Genomic DNA, 26,046 nt, shown 5'->3' with positions numbered 1-26,046 from the left:
ACATAATTATTAAATCTACATAAATAGTATAATAACCTTTGAAAGTTTCATTAATAATTACGACCTATTTACCGCATGTTAGCTATCATTATAGCATAAATATCATTGACAAAACAACGAACATGACGCGTATAAGACTTATATTTTCCATTTTTATAATTACGATGATGTCTTGCAAAAGCACCCAAGATCAAGATGAAGCTATCGTAAAAGACATAGACTACAATGAGCTTTCAGAAGATTTGCTAGAACAAATAAAACAGAACAAAAACACCGAAAATATAGAAGATATATTGGCCAAGACCAGTTTAAAAAATTTAGAGAGTTCGCTAGACACAGATGCTAAAAAGTTGGCCTTTTGGACCAACATATATAATGCATACATTCAGTTGATTCTCAAAAAAAATCCGGATCTATATAAAGACCGAGGTAGTTTCTTTAAAAAAGAACAGATCACTATTGCCGGCGAAAAAGTTTCATTTGCGGAAATAGAACATGGAATTCTTAGAAAATCGCAATGGGAATACGGTCTTGGGTACATTAGAAAATGGTTTCCCGGTAAGTTGGAAAGAAGATTGCGGGTAAACAAGCGAGACTATCGGATACATTTTGCCTTAAATTGTGGGGCAAAAGACTGTCCGCCAGTAGCTATATACGAATGGGAAAGGGTAAACGAACAATTTGACAAAGGCACTAAGGCATATTTGAGCAGTACAACAGACTATAACGACCTTAAGAAAGAAGCTTCTGTTACTTCTCTCTTTAGTTGGTTTAGAGGTGATTTTGGAGGAGAAAGCGGAATCAAAAAAATATTGAAACAAAATGATTTGATTCCCACTACAAAAAATATAGACCTAGTATATAAAAACTACGATTGGACTTTAGACCTGGATAATTTCATAGACCTATAAATTTGGAGCATACCCAACACCCCATCTTAAAACGGTTATTTATTCCGTACAAAATGGATATTGCCATTTTATCCTACCAACAATAAATTGGCCGTATTACAAAAAATATCTATAAAATGTAATGGATATTACTTTCTGTTAAGTGTTCTTTGAAGCGAACGATGCGCCATTATACTTTTACCTACCATAAAAGCCATGACCGTAATCCATAAAGAGAAAAGAAGGTATGTCATAATAAAAGTAATTTACAAGGTTGGTTTAGTTATAGTACTTTATCCATTGATAAGCGTTTGGTGTCTTTTCAATGTTATACAATGCATTTCAACGATAAACATATACATTTCATCTAATAAATTCTTAATAATTGTATAATTTTCGATGAAATACACTCATATTCACCTCTAAATGTTAAAAATTAGGTATATCAACCTTAAAAATGACAGGTAGGCTTCTTAAAATGAGCGCCCCGTATATTGGCCACAAAAGAACAAATACCTCTTAGTCTTTATGTTTGGCGGTAATTACGAGACCTTCATGATTCGTAACATAATTTCTATAACAACAAAAGATTCAATTAACTAACTTTGTGGTTCCCAAAATAATGGTATATGAACCCATCCGCCAACGGTTGGATCGATAAATTTGGCTCACTGATCAAGAAGCACGAAAACACCTATGTTAGCTTTGGTGAGCTATATGATGCCTTAAAAAAAATAGGCTTCGTATACGGCATAAGCACCGGTTTCCCTCCTTTTATTATTCCTGAGCACACCCCTTCTGAAGATGAAATGGCCAAAATAAACCTGTTAACGGCACTTTATTTCACCTTTAAGATAGAAACTTCACACTCAGATTTTGATCTATACCTAAAAACCATGTTCGAGTTTTACGAAGCTCTGGAAGTAAATCAGGTTTCGTTCTTAGGAAAACTGTTCTCTGGAAACAAGACTTCTTCTAAACTGGAAAAAATACTGGAGTCAAGGGTGTATATAGAAGACAATATTATAAGTAAGACCTTTAATGGCCTTATTACCAATTCACTTCTTTTTATAGATGTTCTATTGTTTCGAAAGTACCTAACGGACTCAAAAGATATTTTAAGACAGGCCCAAAAACTAGAGTATTTGGCCCTTAATATTAGTTACAACGCCTTAAGATCAAAAAAAAGGAGCAAAACGGACAAAAAATTGGCGCAGTTACTAGATTCTTCATTGACCTATATAAACAGTGATGGCCAAAAATATGATGATTCATACAGGATGCAACTAATATCCAACAAAGATATCTGGGAGAATAGATACCTATTGGATTTTGCCTGTTTAACGGTCTGGGAAGACCATTCTTTAGAATACACTGAGTCTGAATTTATTTATGGCCTTGGCAAAGATTTACATTTCGACGATAACATTATAGATAATTCACTTACCGATGTTACCAAGTTCATAAACTCACACAAAGAGACCATTCCTTTTCTACAAGAGCACAACATGGCTTTTCAGTTTTATGACAATATGTCTAAATTGGTAAACCGACTGATCTTAAGAAACAGCAAACGGCTTCAAAAAGAACTATCGGAAAGTGCAGAACTGGTGGCCCTATTATCCAAATCGACCGTTAGGGACCTCAGTAAAGAGGAAAAGAAAAAAGTACAATCACAACTTTTGGATATTTTTAAAAGTATACCTTCTTTGGCTATATTCTTATTGCCGGGCGGAGCAATATTACTCCCTATTTTTATTAAGTTAATTCCTAAATTGTTGCCTTCTTCGTTTGATGAAAATAGGGTAGAAAAAGAAAAATAGTCGCACAGACAAAGTAAACACAACTAAATTCCGATTACTCCAACCAGAGTTTAAAATCTTTTACCCGTTCTCTACTTACAATTATTTCCAACTCTGGACAACCGTTCAACTTAATCTGTAATCTAGAGTTGGTATAGGATACAATATCTTTTATAAAGTCTATGTTTACGTAAAACTTACGGCTTACCCTAAAAAATGTTTTGGGCTCCAATTCGCTTTCCAGGTTTTCTAGGGTCGTATCCAACAAGTAATTTCTACCATCGCTGGTTGCGGCATACGTACCTTTGTTTTCACTATAAAAACAGGCCACTTCATCTGCATTGATAATTTTTAAATGCTGCCCCACCTTTGCCGTAAACCTTTTTTTATATTCCCTTTCTATAGGGTTTACCAACAACTGTTTTATGTCCTCAAAATCTAGGGTGAGTTTGTTTGAAGAAGGTTTTAGTTCCCTGTATTTATTAACCGCACTTTCTAACTCTTCGTCATCTATAGGTTTAAGCAAATAATCTATACTGTTCAGCTTAAAGGCCTGCAGGGCATATTCATCATAAGCCGTGGTAAATATGATAGCGCTCTTAATTTCTATTACATCGAATATTTCAAAAGACAGGCCATCAGACAGTTGGATATCCAAAAAAATAAGGTCGGGATGCTTATTGTCTTGAAACCATTGTATGGCCTCTTCTACAGAATGCAGCATAGTGGAAACCTCAACATCCAATTCTGCCAATAACCGCCCCAAGCGTCTAGCCGCAGGTTTTTCGTCCTCAATAATTATTACGTTCATTATTCTTTACTATTTTAAACCTGTCAAATACTAGTTCATGGTTTTGATTTATCGTCCTCTTCTTTTAAGAACTTTTCAATTTGTTTTTTTTCCCAATTTTTAACGAAACCCGGTTTCATTTCGGTCCAAGGTATGGCTTTGAACTTAAAGACATAAATACCGTGAACCAAAAGTATTATACCCCATAAAATGGGAGTTCCTATAATATTCCATTCAAACCAATCAACAAAGTTCTCATCATTAAACCCTTGCGAGTCAAAATAATCCTGGACCTTAAATTTTATCAATAGTAGAATAATATTTACAACTATAAAAATTCTAACATGTTTATAGAACTTTTTTATTTGTGCTACCTGTCGTTGAGCTCTTACAAATTTTTCTGATTGATGAACGTTCTCCATGTTATCTGTATTTTTCGGCTTCTTGCCTATCCTTTTCTATATATTTCTGTATTTGGCGCTCTTCCCATTCTTTTGAAAAAATAGGATTATAAGAGAACACCTTCATGCCATGGAAAAACAACCCTATTCCCCAGAAGAACCATATGGCAAAACTTCCAAAATCTAGCACATCCGTGATCTCGGCCCCATTGTTCATCCTGCCTACTATAGTACTTATCGTAATAAAGGTATTTACTAAAATGTAAACGGTTAAATGCCAATAAAAACCTTTCAGTTCTTTGAGTCTTTTTTTCGCTCTTTCCAATTTTACGTCCTTCCTTTCCATTATTTCCACTTTTTTTGTTCCTCCTCTTCTCTCATTAATTCTTTGATTTTTCTGTTCTCCCAGTCTTTACCGAATATAGGATTAAAACCAAATGCTTTCACCCCTTGAAAAACCAAGCCTATGCCCCACCCAAAGGCAGCCCACAAAAACCATGGATAGTTCCATTTGTCCGTCCAATAGTTAAGTCCGGCCAAAAAAGCTATAAAAATCACATAAGACAGTAGGCCCGTATAAAATTTCTTGATGTTCTCAACACGTTCCTTTGCCCTGAAATACTTTGCTTCTTGATCTCTTTGTGTCATGATAGTTGGTTGTTGGTGTAATGATGTTTTAAATATAATTAATCCTTATAACTCCTCTTCTTTCATAAACTCCCTTAGTTTACGTTCTTCCCATCCTTTTCCCAATATCGGGTTGTAACCGTATGCTTGAAACCAGTGTCCTACCAAACCTATTCCCCATCCTACGGCCGGAAAAACGACCCATGGAAAACTTGTGGTATTGTAATTTACCCATGCCAAAAAAGGTATTACGATACAATATGCCATTAAGTTGCTGTAAAATGATTTAATGGCCTCCACTTTTTCTTTTGCCCTGATGTATTTAATTTCTTCCGTAGTATTCATAATATGATTTTTAGTTGGGTTAAACCCCATGGTTATTTTAATTATAGTATAAAGGTCACAAAAGAACAGTGCTTTTTAAAAAATGAATTACCCAACTGTAAAATTTTAAGGATAGAATGTAAAAGGGTACCGTACAGTGGTCTAAAGGCAATTAAAACACATCATTGAAACCTGACCTCCGATAGGTCAAGAACAGGGTGACTCTCCAAGAAATGGATTAAAAATCCTCTTTTTCCATTAACTCGCGAAGCTTTCTCTCTTCCCATCTTTTTCCCCAAATGGGATGATAGCCAAAAGCCTCTAAACCATGGGTAAGAAGGCCAAACCCCCATCCTACGACAGGAAAGATAATCCATGGAAAACTTGTGGTCTTATAGTTTAAGAATGCAAGGCACGGTATTACGATACAATACGCGATCAGGTTTCCATAAAAACCTTTTATGGCCTCTACTTTTTCTTTTGCCTTCTGGTAGCGTTTGTCATCTATATAATCGTCTTGGGTCTCCACTACCGACACCTGCTGTGTGAGTATAGGCAGATTTACCGTAAAATCGGTAGCGGTCTTTGTAATTTCCATTTTACGGTTGCTTAGCAACTCGTACCGTTGTTGAATATTCTGAAGTCCTACCCCACTACTTTTCTTTACTACTTGTTTTTCTTGTAGATTATTGGTAACCCGTAACTGCCCGTTATCTTCATAGATTTTTATATGTAAGGGCTTTACGGAATTAACGATATTATGTTTTACGGCATTCTCCAATAAAAGCTGTAGGGACAGCGGAACAATTTTAGCTTCGGGATTGCTGGCCTTTTCAGGTATGTCCAAAACAATACTATCTTCAAAGCGCATTTTTAATAGCTTTACATAGGTTTTTGCAAATTGCAACTCCTCATCTACCGAAACCAAATCTTTGTTCTTTTGCTCTAACACATACCTATAAACCTTTGATAATGAAGTGGTGAATTTTTGAGCCTGGTTGGGGTCCTCCTCTATTAAGCTCGTCAGCACATTAAGGCTATTAAATAGAAAATGTGGATCTAATTGATTTTTTAGGGCATCGAACTTGGCAGAAGCGGTACCGGCAATTATTTTTTGCTCCTTTACCTTGTTTTCCTGCAATGCCTTATAAAAATGAAAAGCATGCAAGAACAAAGAAATCAATACTGTAACAATGATAGCAAAAACGTAGGCAAAAGATTCTTCGTTCGCCATAAAATGCCTGTAGGTTTGGCCATACACCACTATTGACAAGAACATTCTTAATAACCCAAAGACTATTATAGAGAGAACAATGGATCCCAAGGCCCCTACCCACAAACGGGTCTTTGGTTGTGTTGCCCAGTCGTATTTTATGGATACACCGTCGTAATAATAAGCGTTTACCAGGGTGAGCACAAAGCTAAAAAGAAAACAGATTCCAGAATATTCTAAAAAAACGGACCAAGTTAAAGGCTCGTCCAAAAAAACAAGAAGATTTAGCAAGGTGATACCTGCGGTAATATAAATGGATATTCTTAAGAGTTTGAGAAACTTTTGCATTGATCTAGCCTTTACATTGTGCTAAAGTGGCCTTTGCCCTATCTTCTCCCCAATTGGGATAAAAAGCACCTTCGGGTTTAAAGTTAGCAAAAAGTTCTAACGAACGTTCTATATCTTTACAGTATGGGGACGTATCTTGCCCAAAATATCTTGCCGAGCCCATATCCCATTCTGCCTTCGAAAAAACCACCCTTGGATTATTAGGAGCCAATTGCAGCGCCTCATTATACAAAGCGACCACCTTGCCAGAAAGCGTCATCCCATAGGTAGCACCATCAAAAGCGATCCATGCGGTATATGTCATGGCCTGTTGAACCAAAATTTCGGGGTTTTGTGGAGAAATTGCCTTGGCAACATCCAAAAACTCCTGAGCCTTGTCCAATTGCTGCTTTAGTTTTTTCTCATCCTTTTCGCCAAAAGATATAATCGTATTTATCTGGGCCACATAATAATACGGTAACCAATTATCTGGCTCCGCAGTGCTTATTCTTTCGAACATGTTGGAGGCCTCTATAGATTTGCCTTCTCCCCAAAGAGCAAAGGCTTTTTCCATTCCCTTTGTATATTTATCTTGGGCAAAAACATTGCCTGATATTACCAATATTATAAGTGTGATTATTTTTTTCATCTGAACAGTTTAGGTTTTGTTATAATTGAATTTCTTGTTTTACAACTTTGTCGGTGATATAAAATTTGGCATCCTGCCATTTTGGTGGCCCGAATCTCGCAGGTGCATTGTTTGAGCAACCTACGGTCTCTCTGGGTATACCCATAAAAGTTTTCAGTTTACCATTGTTGTCCTCATCATGAAAAACAGAAATGGCATACTCCCCTTCGGGAATATCCTTAAAAGTAGCAGAGGCTTTACCATCTTTAATGGCACTATAGGTACCCTTGTAGATTTTTTTTAGCCATTGGTCATTAGAACTATATAGTCCTATGACCATTTGGCCCTCGTTGCTTTCCACTCCCGCTATTTCCACCTCGATGGTACCGGAGCTTTTACTTTGGGCCATACCCATTGCTACATACACAAAACAAATAACAGCAAGAAAGTTTTTCATAAAGTTCATTTTATACGGGTTAACTGTTCAAAAGTGCGGTAATAAACCTGTATATGAAAGAAAGAAATACCCAACTGTAGATATACAAGGATGTACTGTAACATTTATCTCCTATTACAGGTATTACGATTAACAAAGAACTATCAAAAGAACAATATTAATATTACATTCCAATTATTGGTCGCAAAACCAGACCATCATTGTTTTTAAAGCTACACTTACAACACAGAAAAGACCTCGGCAAGCACAAAACATGTCTTAAACCGTTTTATACAAAGTTGTAACTATGCGCCCTTTGCCTTTATCCAAAACAACGGACAATAATTCTTTTTTCTCCTTTACCTTAAAGTTAAACGGAGCAACCAAAAGATCGATACCACTTTGTTTTTTTAATCTTGTTCCTTGCCCCGAAATAATATCTTTATTGGGCTCAAAATTCCCTTCCGGTACATGCTCGGTAAGCACCACATATTTATAATTGGCCAACTTAGCCACTACACGTTTTACCTCCGCATTTGATAAATGCTGCAATACCTGTCTTACAATGGCACAATCCCCCATAGGCAAATTGTCCGTGGCTATATCCAAGCAATAAAATTCGAGGTTTTCCTTTTTAAATTTTTTCTTATTATGCGCTATTAGATCCGGTACTATATCTACCGCTATATATTTTGAGGTATACTCCGTTAACTGTTTTCCAACATTAAAATCGCCACACCCCAAATCACACACCACAAGGGGTGTTCTAAAAGTGGATAAAAACGTTTTCAAAACCGCCACGTACGGATGTACAATTTCGGTACAATGAGACCCTTCGCCCGAATAAAAATCAGATTCGCCCCTACCCCAAAGATTCATCTCATAGACCTGAGCCATAGCGTCTTTGGTGGGCCAAGGTTTTTTATTTCTTTTACCGGTCCTATCCTTTTTATCCATACACGTTTTCGAGGGCCTCCAACATAGTATCGAGGCATTTATTTACAGCGACCATTAATATATGGCAAAACCAAATATATTCCAGTTATGTAAGAAATAAGGTAAAATCTATCTGTGCCTATTTAAAAGCCTTAAAAATAATAAGGCCATAAATAAGAAACCGTGCATACCTAAAAAGAGCCCACAACAAATAATGCTTAAAGTTATATTTGATCAGACCTGAAGCTAAACTGATTATTGAATGTGGTAATGGCGATACTGCTCCCAGAACGACAAAAACACCGCCCCATTTACGTAAATTAACGATATGCTTTTGAATTTTGTTCTCTATATGGTTCTTGATAGAAGGCACTAAAGACAAGCGACGGCCAATGTAGTAAGAAATAACACCTCCCAGATATGATATTGATGCCAATATGAACAAAAACAACCACGGACTGGCCGATTTCGAAGCCCATGCAATAAATATTTCTGGAGGCACTATGCCCAAAAAGGTTTCTGACCCTAAAAAGAACGTAAATATCACCATAGGCGAATATGATGCAACCAAATTGTTCAATATTGAATTAAAATCCAAGAAGAAAACTTCTAGACCTATCAATAATAGTACAAAAGCCCCAATCACCATACCTCCTTTGTAAGCGGTGCTTTTAAGAAAAGTATAAAACCGCGTTATTTTATAATAGCGGTTTAATAAAGACAACCTTTTAAGGGCGTTATTATATATTGTATTCTCTGTCATTACTAATTTTAACGTTACGTATTTACATCAATGATATCATTGAAAACGTTTCTTTCTCCAAAAAGAATATTCATTCGAATTATTTTTTGGGTGTACAAATCTAAAACAAATAAGTGTCCATAAATATTAACGAGGTGTAAATTAACTTTTTGTAAAGACTAAAGAATATGATGTTTGGCAAGGCAATCCTATAATTTACTTTAATTTTGCGGCATGGTCAAAAACCTACAACTAAGATTAACACTTGAAGAAGAAGCTATACCGGGCAGCCTAAAAGCCAAGGCCGCCAAATACCTATCGCTATCAGAGTCCAGCTTTACATTAAAAGTACTCCGCAAGTCTATTGACGCGCGCAAGCCTACCATATATTTTAATTATAAGCTTCAGGCCTTTATTGGTGAAGAGGCTCCCAAATCTTCTAAATATACATTTGACTATAAAGATGTTTCCAAGGCGAAACCTGTTCATATTATAGGGTTTGGCCCTGCAGGCATGTGGGCGGCACTACGCTGTCTAGAGTTAGGTTTTAAGCCCATTGTATTGGAAAGGGGCAAAAATGTAAAGGACAGAAGAAGAGACCTAAGAGCCATAAACCAAGACCATCACGTAAACGAAGATTCCAATTATTGTTTTGGAGAAGGTGGAGCAGGCACCTATTCTGACGGTAAACTATATACCCGAAGCTTAAAACGCGGAGACGTAAGAAGGGTGTTCGAAAGCTTGGTACACCACGGTGCTACCGAGCGTATCTTAATAGATGCCCACCCTCATATAGGAACCAACAAGCTGCCTAAAATCGTTCAAAATATTCGGGAAACCATAATAGAACATGGCGGAGAGGTTCATTTTAATACCAAAGTGACCGATTTTAATATTGTAGACAAGCGATTAAAATCCATTATTCTAGAAAATGGAAACGAGCTACCCGTACAAAGGGTTATTTTGGCAACGGGCCATTCTGCAAGGGATATCTTTTACCTGCTCAATTCAAAAAAAATAACCTTGGAAGCCAAGTCGTTTGCCATGGGGGTTAGAGTAGAACACCCCCAGCATATTATCGATTCGATACAATACCATTGTAGCGGAGATAGAAACGAACTTTTGCCCGCAGCGGCCTACAGCTTGGTACAACAAGTAAAAAATAGAGGTGTATATTCTTTTTGCATGTGCCCGGGAGGCTTTATAGTACCTGCGGCCACTGCACCGGGCGAAATCGTGGTAAACGGCATGTCTCCTTCCAAAAGAAACAATCTGTTCGCCAATTCTGGTATTGTGGTAGAGATCAACATAGAAGAAGACCTTTTTAAATATGAAAAATTCGGAGCCTTAAAAGGATTGGAATTTCAAAAAAACCTGGAACGGCTTGCCTTTACTGCCGGAGGGCGCACACAGACCGCACCCGCACAACGCTTAACGGATTTTGTAGAAGGAAAATTATCGACCGACCTAAACCCCACTTCGTACCAACCGGGATTAAAATCGGCCCCCTTACATTCTCTTCTTCCTAAATTGATAGGTAGCAGATTAAGGGCCGGTTTCAAAGAATTCGGAAAAAAGATGACGGGCTACTACACAAACGAAGCCAATATTGTCGGGGTGGAATCCAGAACCTCATCTCCTGTTACCATTCCTAGGAGCGCTACTTTGGAACATCCCGAGATTTTAGGACTTTACCCCTGTGGTGAAGGCGGTGGCTATGCCGGTGGCATAGTTTCTGCAGCCATGGACGGTGAGCGCTGCGCAGAGGCTGCAGTGGCCGGACTTTAATGGTTTTTCAACTAAAAAAACATAATCCAAACTATTAGGCTACCTTTGCAACTTATTATTATACATGACATTTAAAGATTTATCCCTAGCGGAACCCATTTTAAAAGCACTTGAAAAAGAAGGATATACCAACCCCACCCCTATTCAAGAACAAGCGATACCCATTTTATTAAAACGAAAAGACCTCTTGGGAGTTGCCCAGACAGGTACCGGAAAAACGGCCGCCTTTGGCATCCCCATCATTCACCATTTATACGAGGGCATTAGCCTTAAGGACAACAAAAGAAAAGTAAAGGCCTTGGTGGTTACACCCACCCGCGAATTGGCCATACAGATTGGTGAGAGCTTTACCGCCTACGCAAAATTCACCGGACTTAAGAACACCGTTATTTTTGGCGGGGTAAAACAAGGTAGACAGGTAGATACCCTTAAAAGAGGTGTCGATATACTTATTGCCACTCCCGGAAGACTATTAGACCTTATGAACCAAGGTTTTATATCGTTTAGGGACTTGGAGTTCGTGGTACTCGATGAAGCCGACCAGATGTTGGACATGGGCTTTATACACGACATAAAGAAAATTATTGCCAAATTGCCTCCTAAAAGACAATCGCTGTTCTTTTCGGCCACCATGCCCAATACCATTGTAGAGTTATCAAAAACCATGTTGGGCGATTTTGAACGTGTTACCATTAAGCCACAACAGGCAACGGCCGAAAAAGTGGAGCAAGGTGTTTATTTTGTTAGTAAACAGAATAAACCCAAACTACTTATACACCTGATCAAAGAAAAAGGTTCTGCCTCTGTACTGGTATTTTCACGTACAAAGCACGGTGCCAATAAGATTGTAAAAAAATTGGCCCAGGCAGGTATCAAATCTGCGGCGATCCATGGAAACAAATCGCAAACCGCCCGGCAAAAGGCGTTGGGAGATTTTAAGGACGGGAAACTAAAAGTATTAGTTGCCACCGATATAGCGGCAAGGGGCATAGATGTAGAGGAACTCTCGTTGGTCATCAACTATGACCTCCCCAATGTTTCTGAAACCTATGTACATAGAATAGGAAGAACAGGTCGTGCAAGCGCAAGCGGTATTGCCTTATCTTTTTGTGACAAGGACGAAAGACCTTATTTACGTGATATTGAAAAATTGATCAAACAACAGGTGCCGCGCATGCCAGAGCATCAATTTGTGGACGTAGATACAAATAGCGAAGAAGAAAAAGATGCTAGACCGGCCCAACGGCCCAGAGGACAAGGTAATTCCCGTAATAAGAACAGAAACCGGAACAGGGGCGGTGGCAACAATTTTCGCGGAAAGAACAATAGAAATACCAATAAGAAAAGTCCAAACCGCAATACTTCTAGAAGTAGTGATTAATATATAGTTTTCACTCCGAAAAATAAATATCCAAGCCTCCAGAACATACAATATGGAGGCTTTTTTTGTTGTTACCCTAGAATTATATGGTACGTATTCGATTTAACAGAAACATCTTATGCGATTTACCAATGGGAATCACCTTTCGTCCAATTTCCAAATGGCGATCCGCCAATACATCCAATTTTGATATATTAATGATATAAGAACGGTGCACCCGAACAAATGTGGTACTTGGCAGCTTTTCTTCCATAACTTTAAGGGTACAGGTAAGTATATGAGTTACCTTAGGGGTAATAAGCGAACAGTAATTACGGTCAGCTTCGATATATAATATATCGTTCAAAAGAAGTTTTTCCATTCTTCCCTTATGACGAACAAAAATGCGATCATCAAGCACCTCTATTTGTTGCTTGCTTTGATCGGCCTGCGTAGCTTCCTTTAATTGCCCAACGACCAAGGCTATTGTTCGCTGTAAACTTAATTTATTAAAGGGCTTTGTTATAAAGGCTTTAGGGCGGGTTTCTTTTGCTTTTTCAAAAGTGGCATCATCATTATTTGCGGTAAGGTATATAACGGGAATATCCCTTTCTTTTTGAATTGCCTTGACCGTACCTATACCATTAAGATTACCTTTTAGGTTGATGTCCATTAACAATATATGGGGCGACTGTTCCCTAACGTGTAGAATAGCCTCTTCTCCCCTAGGTATAATGCCGGTTACCTCATATCCCAAACTTGTTAATTGAATGGATAAGTTGGCGGCAATTATCATATCATCCTCAACTATCAATATTTTAACGGAATTGTTCATTAGGCTGCTTTTATATGTTGAAATTCAATTTGAACAGATCTGCCATGATCTGTCAACAAAACCATTTTTCCATCCAATTGCTTCACCAATAGGTTTACCAAGTGGGTGCCAAACCCTGTTCCTTTCTTTAGATTTTCGTTCAATATTCCTACACCGTCATCCCTAACCACCAAAACGAGCATATCATTATTTTTCACCAAGCTCAAGACAATGTTTCCCTTGCCGTTATCGGGAAAAGCATATTTTAAGGAATTTGTTACCAACTCATTGACTATTAAACCTATAGGTATTGCTACATCTACCTCCAATTCAATCTCATCCATGATAATATTCACGTCTATTTGCTCACCTTTGCCAAAAGAGTGTACTATATAATCACTTAGATTATTAAAATAATCTTTCATTTCTATAGTGGCCAATTTCTCGCCCAAGTATAATTTTTGGTGGATCATGCCCATACTATGAACCCTCTGTTGACTTTGCTCCATGGCCTCCATAATCTCGGGGTCCTCTATTAATGATGCCTGTAGCGACAATAAGCTAGAAACGGTTTCTAGGTTGTTTTTCACCCTATGATGTATTTCTTTGAGCAAAAACTCCTTTTCGGCGTTCTTATTCTCTAAGAGTTTATTCTTTTTAGTATTATTGGAAATTGCCTTATAGGCCAATAATAACAATAGCAACAACAAGAATGTAATAACGGTAATCAACTGTTGTCTTGATTCCTGCTTTTTAATTTGGATCTCTTGCAAGTTTATGGTGTTTTCTTTTTTAGCTACATCGAACTCTGTACGTAATTGTGATATACGATGGTCCGCCTCTGCCGTAAACACCTCACTTTTTAAGGAATCATATTCAGAAAATGCGCTGTATGCATTTTTATAGTCCTGCTTATTGGCGTAGGCATTGGCCAGTTCCTGATAGGCATCACTCAGGTAATAGGCATCTCCAAAGTCTTTTGTTGCTACTGTTATAGACGTATTTAGACTTTTAATCGCTTCTGAATAATTTTCTTGTATGTTCTGTAATTTGCCTACCGCAAGCCAAGAACGCATTATCATAAAATTATTCTCTAGAAGTTCTGCATACTTAACAGCATTTTTTCCCGCTTCGTCAGCTTTATCAAACTCACCCAAATAGGTGTAAAGTTCTACCAATGAAATATAAACATCACTTAAATTATTATAAAAACCATAGCGTTCCCCAATTATGATCGCCTGTTCGTAATACCTACGGGCCTCATGGTAATTCTCTAATGCCAGATAGTTATTTCCGGTAACATATAACGTAAAGTCATAATCTAGATCGGTAATGCCCCATGTTTCAAAAAGCTCTAAAGATTTTAGTCCATATTCTACACCCGATCTATATTTACCTTGTTTCCAAAAAAGATTGCTTAGATCACTGTAAGCCATCGCCATTGCTTTGGTATCGTTATACTCCTCACCTAAATCCAATGACTTTAAGGCGTAATCGGCAGCTTTGTCTAGTTGGCCCCTTCTTTCATAAACATAGCCCAACTGAGTGTTCAAAAATGCCAAATCCGATGGATGCACCTTTGTTTTGGCGGCCTCAAGAACAATTTGGGCACTATCCAGTTTTTCTGACCGCAAAAGAATGGCTCCTTGTGTTATTTGAAATCTACCATGCCATAAAGAATCGGTTCGCACTGTAGAGTCCAGCCCGTCTTTGGTAAAAGCCATTGCCTTATTCAGGTTTCTAGTATGCCAATAATATGCTAGGTCGTTCAGCATCGAAAACCTTATAGAATCGGTTTTCACCTTGTTATAGTTTTGTTCTAAGGTATCTAGGTAAGAAGCGCCAAAATTGTCGGTTTCTACAAAAACCTTGGCATAGGGATGCTCGCTTTTTAAATCCACGATCTGACCATAGGAGAAGCTTAGTCCAAAAAAAGACAACAGAACTAAGGGATAGATTATATGCTGGCCGACTCTCATTTCACTGGTTGATTCTCACCGGGGAAAATGAGATTGCATTAAATGTACAACATTCTCCCCAGTTTTTAGCTTGATCAAAAATCAAGGTTATTCGGACAATGGACACGTAACCCCATCCTTATCTGCAATGGTTTGCAAATATTTATACTTTACTTCATAAGTATCCAAAATCAACCTAAATCTATTTTATGAAACATTGTAAACTTATCGCCGTCGTATGGATGCTTTGCATGGCCTGTGGAAATAAAAACTCCCATAAAAACAATGACCCTTCCCCCACTCCTAAACCCAATATATCGGTCTTAAAACAGAACACTAAAAAATACTTAAGTGCATGGAGCGAGTATGACACTTTATTGCAACAATCGGTTACCATACAAAAGTTTGTGCGCAACGTAAATGGTGAAAATATATCATACGACCAGCACGAACTTTTTAAATCCATGTATTTTTGGCATAGGGCCATGCCCGACATCTTAGTTGTTGATAAAGAAATTACCATAGTTGAAAATAGAACCTATGTTAATTGGGAATGCCATGGCACCAATACCGGTATGTTAGGAGATACACCGCCCACCGGCAAAGTCGGACAAACAAAAGGTGTTAGCATTCTTACATTTGACGATGCCGGTAAAATAGTACATGAAGTTACCTATTTTGATATGCTAAATTTTATGGAAGACTTAGGTTATTCCTTATCAATACCGGTAATGAAATAATGCTTAAATACCGCTGCCTCTATAAAAAAAGATATGATACACTTTTAATTCAGTTATAGAATCAATTATTTTGCCTGTATGAAAAAACAGCTCTTAATATACGGTAGTGGCAGACATACCGTTCCATTTTTAAAATATATGGCAGAAGCGACCGGTAAAGAAAAACCGAACCTTTGCTTTATACCCACTGCAAGCGGAGAGGACCAAAACTACATAGATTCTTTCTATGAGGTTTGTTCACAAATTAATGTGACTCCGCATGTTTTAACCGTTTGGATAAACTCTTATGACCAAAAGGAGTCATTTGAAGAGATAATTTCAAAAATGGATGCTATTGTTGTAGGCGGGGGAAACACCTTGAACATGTTGGCCATTTGGAAGGCCCAAGGCATTGATGTTGCTCTTAAGAAAGCTTATGATAACGGAGTTGTTATGGGGGGCGGCAGTGCAGGGTCTTTATGTTGGTTCAATGCCGGCACCACAGACTCTAGACCTAAAGAGTTAAGTATTGTTGAAGGTATGCGGTTCATAGATAAAAGTCATTGCCCGCATTACAATTCCGAAAAATCTAGAAGACCTTTATATCATAACAATATTATTACCGGTAAGCTAACGGATGGGTATGCCTGCGACGATCGTTCGGCCATACATTTTATCAATGACGAGGTTAACTGTTCCATTTCCTTGGATGGTGAAAACCACTCATATTTCGTTTACCTAGATAATGATAACAACATCGTAGAAGAGCGTATACCCAGTACCGTCGTTACATAAACTACGTCATCATAAATCGGGTAACCCCTGAATAAAAAGACCTTTTTACCTCTGTTTCCCCGGCATGTCAACTCTATCAGATATGTGCGGTCGCTCCCCCATGTTCTACAATTAATCGGTTAGCTGAAAAAGAAGCTGTTCATACACTATTTCTTTTATACATGCTTCGATCAATAAAAATGACCTTTCGGACAGTAAGAGTTCTCATCCGTCCTTAATGAATTGCATTTAAGACCGTATATCGAGTTCTTTAAAACAATGTTCCCCATTAACATATCAAAAAAGTAATATTCATTAAAAAATCGATGATATTATGAAACGACTTAAACTTACGTTCTTTTTTGTCTGTATGATATTTGGAGTAATGGAAAGCAAGGGGCAAAAATCTAAAACCCCTTTAAATTTTAATAACGGTGAAATAGCTGAAAAAAACCTCGAGAAGTATGTAAGCGCATTGGAAAATGTAAAAGTTTTCTATAAAATATGGGATAAAGAGACAATGGAATGCGAGAATCAAAATGACGGTAGATCGTTAGGTATGAAATTACAAATGGCCTACTGGAGCGATACGCTTACAAGCTATAAACAAAATTGTTACAAACCTTATGAAATAGTTCCTTCCGTTAAGAATTGAAACTATTTCGCAAATTAAATAACCATTCTAATTAAAACCATTAAAGTTGGCAGACGTGTTTCGGGGGAAATTATTGTACATCTGACAGGATTAAAACAATTATGTTTTTACAACCAACAACCTGTATGATTGCAAATTAAGTCTGCCACTTTTTTTAAAACATCTACCAAACAACCAAAAGAGAATATAAATGAAAAACCAAACGACCAGCATCAATCTAAAAGTTATAGATACCCTGTACAAAGCCTTTACAGAGAGCGATATCCCTACCGTTTTAGAGTTAATGGACGAAAAAATAATATGGAACGAAGCCGAGGGCAATGCCTTGGCAAATGGCAACCCATACGTTGGTCCGGAAGCCGTATTGAACGGTGTTTTTATAAAATTGGCTGAAGAGCATGAGTATTTCAATACAAAAGATATTGTACTTCATGAAATGTACGAAGACAAAGTACTTGCTACGCTAAGGTATGATGCCAAACGAAAAGACAATGGCGCACTCATAGACGCGCAGGCAGCACACTTTTGGATCTTAAAATCAGGTAAGATCGTGGGCTTTCAACAATATGTAGATACAAAGCAACTGGCAGATGCGGCCAATAGATAACACGAATTAATAAAACTCTAACTTTATGAAAAACACAGCATTTCTTAAGCCTGTATTATGCGCCATCTCTATTTCTCTCTTATTTGTATCGTGCAACCAACCAAAAAAAGAAATAGAAGAGAAAGTGACCATTGAAGAAATCACAACAGAAACCCCCGAGTATTTTTATTTACGTCCAGAGGTCGAAAAAACATTTGGGTATACGCATGCCGTAAAAATTGGAAATGATATAAAAATATCGGGGGCGGTTAGTATGGATGCCGATGGCACCCCTACCGCAGTAGGAGATTTTGAACAACAAATGATCAATTGCTACTCGGACCTAAATAAGATTCTAGAGCATTTTGGCTGCACTTTCGACGATGTTATTGTCGAAAATGTGTTTACTACCAACATGCCCAAGTTTTTAGAAGTCGCCGCGTACAGAAACGAAATTTACAAAAAACAATTTCCCGCGGGATCTTGGCTAGGAGTCAAAGAACTGGCAATGCCTGAGTTTTTAATAGAAATAGAACTGGAAGTTTATAAAAGTGAATAAAACTATCTTGTTTGATCATTAATATCGAATTAATAAATAAATACACTCAAATTCCCATACCAACTGGCAAACGGTAATGGTTATTTGTGTATTTTAAGGGTGTAAAATCCCCTTTTATTTTTCTGATTCACAATAAGTTGCCGACTACCCCTGATTTGCAGCTGTATTTGTTTTGCTTTGGTTGAAAAATTAAATAGATAAATGAATTTGTAATCAGTACGATTTTTTCAAACCAACCACCAATTAGTACATGGCACCAACTAAAGAAAGAGAAAAAGAAAGTATTAAGACATATGACAAACGATTACATTACTCTATAGGTATAAACTCTTACTCAAACATAGGTATGAGGTATGATATTGTGACCAAGGGCCACGGAGGCGAATTGCAAGTGGAAACTGAAGAAAGTGAAGGCACAACTTTCATAATTAACCTAAAAATCAATGATTAAACAACCCCTATTATTGATTGCCCTATTTTTCTGTATGCTATTTACGGCAAGTGGGCAAGAAAACCCGGTAGATAAAAATGGGCTGGCACTCGATACAATTATACATTTTACGAAAGCAGACGTAGATCCACTTTTTGGTTTAACGTTGAAAAATAGAGAAGGTTGGATTTTTAAATCGGGCAATGAAAAAGATTCATCTCCTATCAACATTGATTTAGCCGGTTGGGAACGATTAAGCCCTTCTCAGATAACCAATGATATGGCAGATAGTGCTGGAAAATTTGAAGGATGGTTCAGATTGCAGTTTACTATTGATAGTGCTATTGCAAAGCTTCCACTCTATTTAGATAAAGAAGATCATGCTGCAGAGGATATTTATTTAAATGGAAAGTTATTCCGCCAATTTGGAGAAAAAGGGAAAGACAGAGCCTCATTTAAAGAGCATATTCAAGATTTTGAAATAAGAACCCCAATATTTTTAGAACCTGACACTACATATACATTAGCCATACATTATGTTGACTATAGTACCTATTGGGGCATTGCTAAATGGCTTCCTTTGGGCTCTACCAGATTTGTTACCAATGACTATTTTGACTACATGAGTTTTATAGGGTATAAACATTTATTTGACTTATTGAGTTCTTTCATCTTCTTCATTCTTTTCTGGCTTCTTTATTTCCTTATTAAAGAGGAAAGTGAACTACTCTTTATCGCTCTTTTTTCTACTATAATGTTATTAGCGAATATTAGCACAGCTTTCTATGGTGGTGATAGTTTGTACTTTACTATACCATCTCATTACATGATAATGTTTGCCTATTGCAGATTTTATTTAGAATTATGTTTTTACTTATTCTGCGTTTTGTTCGCCTATAAAATATATTATGGAAAAGTTCCTAAATGGCTTATTTTGGCAAGTTTGATTATACCTTTATTTTTCTTCTTTGTAACCAACGATATAGGGGGGGGTCTATATTTTATATTTCAAATCAGTATTGGCATTTTCTTAATCTACCTATCCATAAAGTCTAAGAATAAAGTTTTATCTGCTAGAATACTTCTTTATTGTTTAACATTTTCTTATGTCTTTTCTCTTGTTGGATTTTTGGTAAGACAATCCTCTTTAACAGATGATTTTAGTCTAAGATTAATAATGGTTTATAGTGATACGATCGGTAAAGCCATTCTCTTTTTAGGCATGTTGGCATTTGTTGCTTATCGCATGAGAGAGAAAAATGAGAATATGCGGCAAAATGCAATGGAACTTGTAAAGGTCGAAGCTGAAAAGAGTGCGCTAATTACTTCACAAAATGAAAAGTTAGAATTAAAAGTAAAAGAAAGAACATCAGAATTAAATCAATCTTTAGAAGATTTAAAAGCCACCCAATCTCAACTTATTCAATCCGAGAAAATGGCGAGCCTTGGTGAACTTACCGCCGGCATTGCCCATGAAATTCAAAACCCCTTAAACTTTGTCAATAATTTCTCTGAGGTAAGTAACGAGCTTATTGATGAAATGAACGAGGAATTGGATAAAGGAGATCTTGAAGAAGTGAAAGCTATTTCATTGGATATCAAGCAAAACCTTGAGAAAATAAACCATCACGGCAAACGTGCGGACAATATTGTAAAAGGTATGCTTCAACATTCTAGGAGCAGCAGCGGCACAAAAGAACCTACGGATATCAATGCCCTTGCAGATGAATATTTGCGCTTGGCCTATCATGGTCTGCGAGCAAAGGATAAATCATTTAATGCAGAACTCATTACAAATTTTGACGACAGTATTGGTAACGTAAATATTGTACCACAAGACATGGGGCGGGTAATTCTCAATTTAATTACCAATGCGTTTTATGCGGTAAACGAGAAAAAACAAATGGATGTTAATTTTAAGCCCATAGTAACTGTCAGCACTAAAAAAACGGATGAACATATCATCATTAGTGTTTCCGATAATGGTGATGGCATTCCTGAAAAAGTTAAAGAGAAAATATTCCAACCCTTTTTCACCACAAAACCTACTGGGCAAGGTACTGGTTTAGGATTGAGCATGAGTTATGATATTGTAACGAAAGGGCATGGTGGTGAATTAATAGTAGAAACAACTGAAAACAAGGGAACCACCTTCATTATAGAATTGCCAAACTTAACCGATAACTAGACCAATATGAAGAACATAACATTAACAAGACCAATATTCTTAATCGGTATCTTTTACGGTCTATTTCTGATTTCTTGCCAAAAACAGAGCAAGTCTGAAGATGAAACTACGGTGGGTGATTATAAAGTTCCAAAAACCATTCCTTTACAATTTACGGATCCCGAACCTTTTGAATGGGAAAACTTAACTAATGATTCATTAACAACACCCCTTTCGTATGATTTAAATGTGGATGACTTACCTAGCAAATCCTTTGAGCTAAACACTTTTAAACCATTGAAGTCACCAATGAAGGAGTACGATTTGGACTGGGACAGTTTTCCGACAGAAAATATAACGTTTGATTCCGTTTCCTTTACTATCACAAAATCTACCATAAAAAAACCGATTATTACCAAAATGAAACCCCCTGGAAATATGGCCGGTACTAATGTAAACCTTTTACAACTTTCATCAAATGAAGGATTGCCCTCTAATGATATTACCTCCTTTTTAGAAACTGAGGATGGTAGTATTTGGATTGGTTCATCGTCCTTTTCATCATTAACACTTTATGACGGTGAAAATGCATTTATCTATGATTACAATACAGTCTACAAAATGGAACTGGACAAACAAGGTAAACTTTGGTTGGTTAGACCCGCAGATCGCATAATCAATGTATTAGATTTCGATAATAATATAGAATATACCATTACCAGAACTGAAAATTTCACCCCATTCGACGTTCTTTGCGACCATACCGGTACTATGTATATAGCGTCTCTAAACGAAGGCTTCTATACTATTGACCCTGAATTAAAAAGTTTGCAAAAAGTAAGCAACGTTAATAGTAATAAACCTTGGAGACTTTTTGAAGATAGCAATAATAATCTTTGGTTAGGTTATACAAATCATTTGAGGATTTTAGATAAGGATAGAAAGGAGCTTAAAACACTTTCAAGGATTGCAGACATTGAAATAAACTCCATAGTTTGGGATGTTACAGAAGATCAAAAAGGAAACATTTGGCTTAACTATCCATATTCTTCTGCAACTAGTAATATTACCATTCCTAGGGTTTTACGACTCTCCTTAAAAGATAATACTGCAAAAGTATTAGACCAAGAAAATGGCTATAGCATAGTAGGTACCGAAATGGAAGAAGATAACGATGGTAATTTCTGGATTTTGGGCGTTAACGAGGCGTTTATCTTAAGTAACAATCTGGAAAAACACAAAACGATAGCTTTAAATAGCGCACTACAAGGCTCTCTAAAGATTCCTAGACCCTTAAAAAGAAATGATGGCTCGTTATGGATTGCCACTACGGATAATGGAGTATTAATAACCACAAATTACACTTTACAAACAGAATATTTTGATGACACAAGAGGTCTTATAAATGAGGAAATATGGGAAATAGAAGAAGACTCCAATGGTGACATATGGTTAGGAACGGCTTCGGGAATCAATATAATCAACTTAAATGAAAATACTATAAAAGCCCTAGGTTTTGATCAGTTACATTCCAACACTAACACAATTAATTTCATTAAAGAGATCACACCTAATATTTATTTTATAAATACGAGAGAAGGCTTTTCTATTCTTGATCGACAAAAAAACAAACTCACCTCATACGCCAATTCTACCGATGTTTACGGAGCAGGTATTGCAATTATTGATGAGCATACTTTTGCAATATATACGAGAATGGGCCTGTATGTCTATAATATTGAAAACAACAACTTTAAAAAAGCAGTTTCTAAAAATAACCCTGATTTTTTAATTGCAGGAAGTGGATCTATAATGGTTTATGATAAAGAAATTCTTTGGACCCCTACTACGAACGGGTTAGCCAAAGTTGATTTAAAAACGAATATCGTCAGTTACCTTAGAGAAGAACAAGGTCTTAGCAATAATAATGTATCCACCGCCAAAATTTCAAACGAAAGAGAGCTATGGTTAACTACCGAAAATGGTGTTAACATACTAAACTTAGAACAAAATACCCTAACCTCAATAAAGAAAGAAAACGGACTATACCCTACAGATTTTTATGATCTGACCGAAAAAGGAGGTATGATGTACGCTGCTAGCGGTAATGGTTTAGTTGCCATGGAAAAAGCCACTGCAAAAACAACTGATAAAGGCTTCTACAATTTTAATGACGGACTTGGTTTTAAATCGAACGATTATTTACAAGATTCCCCTAAATTTTTAAAAAACGGTCAGTTTTGGTCAGGTGTTACAAATACTTCCAATGAATGGAAACTACTTGTTCTTAATACAGAACCACAAAAGGATAGTACTACTGGAACAGTGAAAATCAACAACATTTTCGTCATGGATGAAAACCCGTGGCTCAATATAAATATTGGAAAAGATTCTACAAAAGAGCAAACTTCAACCAATGCCAGTACCAATAAAATAAGGTGGGATTCTGTTAAACCTCCTTATAATATTCCAGAAGGACTAATACTACCCTATGACCAGAACAGTATTAGTTTTAGTTACGGTAGTGATGCTATATTTAATAGAGATAAATTAAACTATCGATTTATTCTAGATGGTGAAGATGAAGATTGGACCTATGCCGCAAATGCAACCAAGACCAAGAACTATTATAATTTAAAACCAGGAAATTACACCTTTAAAGTGGCCGTTAGAAATTCCATTGGTAATTGGTCCAATCCTGATAGCCTATCTTTTAAAATAAATCCTCCATGGTGGCAAACTTGGTGGGCATACTTAATATTCTGTTTAATTGCAGCTAGTATTTTAAGGGCATATATTGTTTTTAGGGCCAGAAAATTAACTAAAGAAAATAGAATCTTAGAAGAGCGTGTTAGTCATAGAACGGTTCAGCTTAAAAATAAAATAGACGAATTAAAGTCCACACAATCAAAGCTGATACAATCAGAGAAAATGGCAAGTTTGGGTGAACTTACTGCAGGTATTGCCCACGAAATTCAAAATCCGCTCAACTTTGTCAACAACTTCTCTGAAGTAAATAAAGAACTTCTGGAAGAAATGGAAGTAGAAATTGAGAATGGCAACTATGATGAAGTAAAAGCCCTGGCCAAAGATGTTTCTGATAACGAGGATAAAATCATTTTTCATGGCAAGCGTGCAGATGGCATTGTGAAAGGAATGTTACAACATAGCCGTAGCAGCACTGGTCAAAAAGAAATGACGGATATCAATACTTTATCAGATGAATACCTACGCCTGGCCTACCATGGTTTACGTGCAAAGGATAAAACCTTTAATGCCACATTAAATACCGACTTTGACGACTCTATCGGTAAATTAAATATCGTAGCCCAAGATATGGGTAGAGTAATTCTCAACCTTATTACAAATGCCTTTTATGTGGTAAAGAAGAAAAAAGAAGAAAACCCCAAAGGGTACGAACCTACCGTTTCGGTAACTACAGAAAAGAAAGGTACTATGGTATTCATAAAAGTATCGGACAATGGTAATGGAGTGCCTAAAGAGGTATTGGATAAAATATTTCAACCCTTTTTCACTACTAAACCTTCTGGGGAAGGCACCGGATTAGGACTATCATTAAGCTATGATATTGTAAAAGTACATGGTGGTGAATTAACAGTTGATACCAAACAGGGAGAAGGCACCACTTTTACCATAGCATTACCAATAAAATAACCACAAAAAACCACCTTATGAAAATATTAGTTGTAGATGACGAACAAGATGTAAAAGTACTTTTTCAACAGCGTTTTAGAAAAGAAATACGAAAAGAAGAATTAGAGTTTGTATTTGCCTTTTCTGGCGAAGAAGCCTTAAACTTAATGAAAGCAATGGAACATGAAGCGGTATTGATTTTATCCGATATAAATATGCCCGGCATGAGCGGACTGGAATTGTTAGATACCATCAAAAAAAATTACGTAAAACCGCCTCCAATGGTTATGATGATTACCGCCTATGGAGATGATGAAAATAGAACTATGGCAAAAAATCTAGGTGCCGATGACTTTCTTACAAAACCTTTAGACTTTTCACTTCTAAAAGACAAGCTGATAACCTTAACATAAGACTATGGCAAAAATAATGGTAGTAGATGATGAGACGGATTTAGAGATACTCATCAAGCAGAAATTTAGAAAACAGATACGACAAAACGAATATGAGTTTGTATTTGCCATAAATGGTAGAGATGCACTTGACAAGCTCGTTGAAAACCCAGGTATCGATATTGTTTTGAGCGATATTAACATGCCCGAGATGGATGGACTTACCCTACTCTCAGAGTTGCACGAATCCAGTCCGTTGATTAAATCTGTCATTGTTTCCGCCTATGGGGATATGGAGAATATTCGTGTAGCCATGAACCGTGGTGCTTTCGATTTTATCACCAAACCCATAAACTTTGAAGACCTGACCATTACCATGGAAAAAACTTTAAAGCATGCCATGGAGATAAGAAAAACACTGCAGGCGATCAAAGAGAACAATATTCTTAAAATGTATGTAGACGAGAATGTTCTCAACTTTATGGGAGGTCAAGAATATGAGTCCAAAATTATGGCGAACGAAAATATCGAGGGCACAATAATGTTCGTTGATGTTTGCGGATTCACAAAAATCAGTGAAACCACGAGTCCAGATATAGTCGTTTCAATGCTCAATACCTATTTCGATACCATGGTGAAGGAGATTATGGAGCAAGACGGCATTATAGACAAATTTATAGGAGATGCCGTGATGGCCGTTTTTAGGGGCGAATATCATTTAGACCGTGCCATTGATGCCGCATTGGCCATAAGAAACCAAGTAAACAGTCTTCCTGTTGAGGAAGGCAAAGAAACATACCAACCAAAGGTTTCTATCGGTATTAAAAGCGGAGAAATGATTTCTGGAAACATTGGCTCGGCGACATTAAAAAGATTGGACTATACCGTTATTGGAGATTCTGTAAATACTGCTGCCAGGTTACAAGATGCCGCAAAAGAAAATCAAATTATTATCTGCGAAAGTTGTTATGAACAGGTAAAAGAAGCTTTTAAATGTGAAAACTTAGGCAGTATTAACATGAAGAACAAATCGCAACCACTCATGGTGTACAATGTGATAGAATAGCCAGTTAC

General features: G+C 36.9%; 26 protein-coding genes. 14 read left to right on the top strand and 12 right to left on the bottom strand.

Going from position 1 to position 26,046, the window contains the following annotated elements; genetic code table 11:
• The first annotated feature begins 122 nt into the window (after positions 1-122).
• Both J8L85_RS10040 and J8L85_RS10035 read left to right on the top strand, forming a co-directional pair.
• Positions 123-911: a DUF547 domain-containing protein gene (locus J8L85_RS10040; RefSeq protein ID WP_247656629.1), complete on the top strand. Its 789-nt coding sequence runs from the start codon at positions 123-125 to the stop codon at positions 909-911.
• A gap of 608 nt (positions 912-1,519) precedes the next feature.
• A complete protein-coding gene (locus J8L85_RS10035; RefSeq protein ID WP_211016911.1) occupies positions 1,520-2,713 on the top strand; it encodes an LETM1-related biofilm-associated protein in 1,194 nt (397 codons plus the stop codon).
• Between the two features lie 34 nt (positions 2,714-2,747).
• On the opposite strand, the gene J8L85_RS10030 is transcribed toward J8L85_RS10035, so the two are convergent.
• The 10 genes from J8L85_RS10030 to J8L85_RS09985 form a co-directional block, all read right to left on the bottom strand.
• Positions 2,748-3,503, bottom strand: a complete 756-nt coding sequence (locus J8L85_RS10030; RefSeq protein WP_211016910.1) for a LytTR family DNA-binding domain-containing protein — start codon at positions 3,501-3,503, stop codon at positions 2,748-2,750.
• A 35-nt stretch (positions 3,504-3,538) separates the two neighbouring features.
• Positions 3,539-3,904 carry a 2TM domain-containing protein gene (locus tag J8L85_RS10025; RefSeq protein WP_211016909.1) on the bottom strand — a complete coding sequence of 122 codons (366 nt, stop codon included), beginning with the start codon at positions 3,902-3,904 and terminating at the stop codon, positions 3,539-3,541.
• A 1-nt stretch (position 3,905) separates the two neighbouring features.
• Positions 3,906-4,229: a 2TM domain-containing protein gene (locus J8L85_RS10020; protein ID WP_211016908.1), complete on the bottom strand. Its 324-nt coding sequence runs from the start codon at positions 4,227-4,229 to the stop codon at positions 3,906-3,908.
• Entirely contained in the window at positions 4,229-4,531 is a 303-nt protein-coding gene (locus J8L85_RS10015; protein ID WP_211016907.1) for a 2TM domain-containing protein, read from the bottom strand. The genes J8L85_RS10020 and J8L85_RS10015 overlap by 1 nt, the downstream gene beginning before the upstream one ends.
• A 45-nt stretch (positions 4,532-4,576) precedes the next feature.
• Complete coding sequence (locus J8L85_RS10010) at positions 4,577-4,855, bottom strand: 2TM domain-containing protein (protein ID WP_211016906.1); 279 nt, start codon at positions 4,853-4,855, stop codon at positions 4,577-4,579.
• 217 nt (positions 4,856-5,072) lie between these two features.
• The gene (locus J8L85_RS10005) at positions 5,073-6,395 is read right to left on the bottom strand and encodes a 2TM domain-containing protein (RefSeq protein ID WP_211016905.1); all 1,323 of its coding nucleotides are present in this window, start codon (positions 6,393-6,395) and stop codon (positions 5,073-5,075) included.
• Positions 6,396-6,399: 4 nt separating this feature from the next.
• The gene (locus J8L85_RS10000) at positions 6,400-7,023 is read right to left on the bottom strand and encodes a hypothetical protein (protein ID WP_211016904.1); all 624 of its coding nucleotides are present in this window, start codon (positions 7,021-7,023) and stop codon (positions 6,400-6,402) included.
• A 19-nt stretch (positions 7,024-7,042) separates the two neighbouring features.
• Positions 7,043-7,459 carry a DUF2141 domain-containing protein gene (locus tag J8L85_RS09995; RefSeq protein ID WP_247656628.1) on the bottom strand — a complete coding sequence of 139 codons (417 nt, stop codon included), beginning with the start codon at positions 7,457-7,459 and terminating at the stop codon, positions 7,043-7,045.
• A 258-nt stretch (positions 7,460-7,717) separates the two neighbouring features.
• Positions 7,718-8,395: a class I SAM-dependent methyltransferase gene (locus J8L85_RS09990; protein ID WP_211016902.1), complete on the bottom strand. Its 678-nt coding sequence runs from the start codon at positions 8,393-8,395 to the stop codon at positions 7,718-7,720.
• Between the two features lie 118 nt (positions 8,396-8,513).
• Positions 8,514-9,137, bottom strand: coding sequence for a VTT domain-containing protein (locus tag J8L85_RS09985; protein ID WP_211016901.1), 624 nt, complete (start codon positions 9,135-9,137; stop codon positions 8,514-8,516).
• Positions 9,138-9,350: 213 nt separating this feature from the next.
• Between J8L85_RS09985 and J8L85_RS09980 the strand changes: the two genes are divergently transcribed.
• Positions 9,351-10,904: an FAD-dependent protein gene (locus J8L85_RS09980; RefSeq protein WP_211016900.1), complete on the top strand. Its 1,554-nt coding sequence runs from the start codon at positions 9,351-9,353 to the stop codon at positions 10,902-10,904.
• Between the two features lie 64 nt (positions 10,905-10,968).
• On the top strand, positions 10,969-12,285 hold the full coding sequence (locus tag J8L85_RS09975; protein ID WP_211016899.1) for a DEAD/DEAH box helicase: 1,317 nt from the start codon (positions 10,969-10,971) through the stop codon (positions 12,283-12,285).
• An 82-nt stretch (positions 12,286-12,367) separates the two neighbouring features.
• Here J8L85_RS09975 and J8L85_RS09970 read toward each other — a convergent pair whose 3' ends face one another.
• Together J8L85_RS09970 and J8L85_RS09965 are read right to left on the bottom strand one after the other, a co-directional pair.
• Positions 12,368-13,099: a response regulator gene (locus J8L85_RS09970; protein ID WP_211016898.1), complete on the bottom strand. Its 732-nt coding sequence runs from the start codon at positions 13,097-13,099 to the stop codon at positions 12,368-12,370.
• Positions 13,099-15,057, bottom strand: coding sequence for a histidine kinase dimerization/phosphoacceptor domain -containing protein (locus J8L85_RS09965; RefSeq protein WP_211016897.1), 1,959 nt, complete (start codon positions 15,055-15,057; stop codon positions 13,099-13,101). Before J8L85_RS09965 ends, J8L85_RS09970 begins: the two co-directional genes overlap by 1 nt.
• A 188-nt stretch (positions 15,058-15,245) precedes the next feature.
• Here J8L85_RS09965 and J8L85_RS09960 point away from each other — a divergent pair, with 188 nt between their 5' ends.
• The 10 genes from J8L85_RS09960 to J8L85_RS09915 all read left to right on the top strand — a co-directional run bounded on the left by J8L85_RS09960 (position 15,246) and on the right by J8L85_RS09915 (position 26,038).
• Positions 15,246-15,776, top strand: coding sequence for an ester cyclase (locus J8L85_RS09960; protein WP_211016896.1), 531 nt, complete (start codon positions 15,246-15,248; stop codon positions 15,774-15,776).
• A gap of 78 nt (positions 15,777-15,854) precedes the next feature.
• A complete protein-coding gene (locus tag J8L85_RS09955) occupies positions 15,855-16,550 on the top strand; it encodes a peptidase E (protein ID WP_211016894.1) in 696 nt (231 codons plus the stop codon).
• Between the two features lie 313 nt (positions 16,551-16,863).
• Positions 16,864-17,184 carry a hypothetical protein gene (locus J8L85_RS09950; protein ID WP_211016893.1) on the top strand — a complete coding sequence of 107 codons (321 nt, stop codon included), beginning with the start codon at positions 16,864-16,866 and terminating at the stop codon, positions 17,182-17,184.
• A 190-nt stretch (positions 17,185-17,374) separates the two neighbouring features.
• Entirely contained in the window at positions 17,375-17,791 is a 417-nt protein-coding gene (locus tag J8L85_RS09945; RefSeq protein ID WP_211016892.1) for a nuclear transport factor 2 family protein, read from the top strand.
• Between the two features lie 25 nt (positions 17,792-17,816).
• Complete coding sequence (locus J8L85_RS09940; RefSeq protein WP_211016891.1) at positions 17,817-18,329, top strand: Rid family hydrolase; 513 nt, start codon at positions 17,817-17,819, stop codon at positions 18,327-18,329.
• Between the two features lie 250 nt (positions 18,330-18,579).
• Positions 18,580-18,780, top strand: coding sequence for a hypothetical protein (locus tag J8L85_RS09935; protein WP_211016890.1), 201 nt, complete (start codon positions 18,580-18,582; stop codon positions 18,778-18,780).
• Positions 18,773-20,947 carry an ATP-binding protein gene (locus J8L85_RS18015; protein ID WP_247656627.1) on the top strand — a complete coding sequence of 725 codons (2,175 nt, stop codon included), beginning with the start codon at positions 18,773-18,775 and terminating at the stop codon, positions 20,945-20,947. The genes J8L85_RS09935 and J8L85_RS18015 overlap by 8 nt, the downstream gene beginning before the upstream one ends.
• Positions 20,948-20,953: 6 nt before the next feature.
• On the top strand, positions 20,954-24,601 hold the full coding sequence (locus J8L85_RS09925) for an ATP-binding protein (protein ID WP_211016889.1): 3,648 nt from the start codon (positions 20,954-20,956) through the stop codon (positions 24,599-24,601).
• A gap of 17 nt (positions 24,602-24,618) precedes the next feature.
• Complete coding sequence (locus tag J8L85_RS09920) at positions 24,619-24,993, top strand: response regulator (protein WP_047245016.1); 375 nt, start codon at positions 24,619-24,621, stop codon at positions 24,991-24,993.
• 4 nt (positions 24,994-24,997) lie between these two features.
• Positions 24,998-26,038, top strand: coding sequence for an adenylate/guanylate cyclase domain-containing protein (locus J8L85_RS09915; RefSeq protein WP_211016888.1), 1,041 nt, complete (start codon positions 24,998-25,000; stop codon positions 26,036-26,038).
• The last annotated feature ends 8 nt before the right edge of the window (positions 26,039-26,046 follow it).

This window comes from Maribacter sp. MMG018 (genome assembly GCF_018100785.1).
Classification (GTDB): domain Bacteria; phylum Bacteroidota; class Bacteroidia; order Flavobacteriales; family Flavobacteriaceae; genus Maribacter.
The sequence above is the reverse complement of the archived record's forward strand: the minus strand, read 5'-3'. Positions and strand labels throughout refer to the sequence as shown.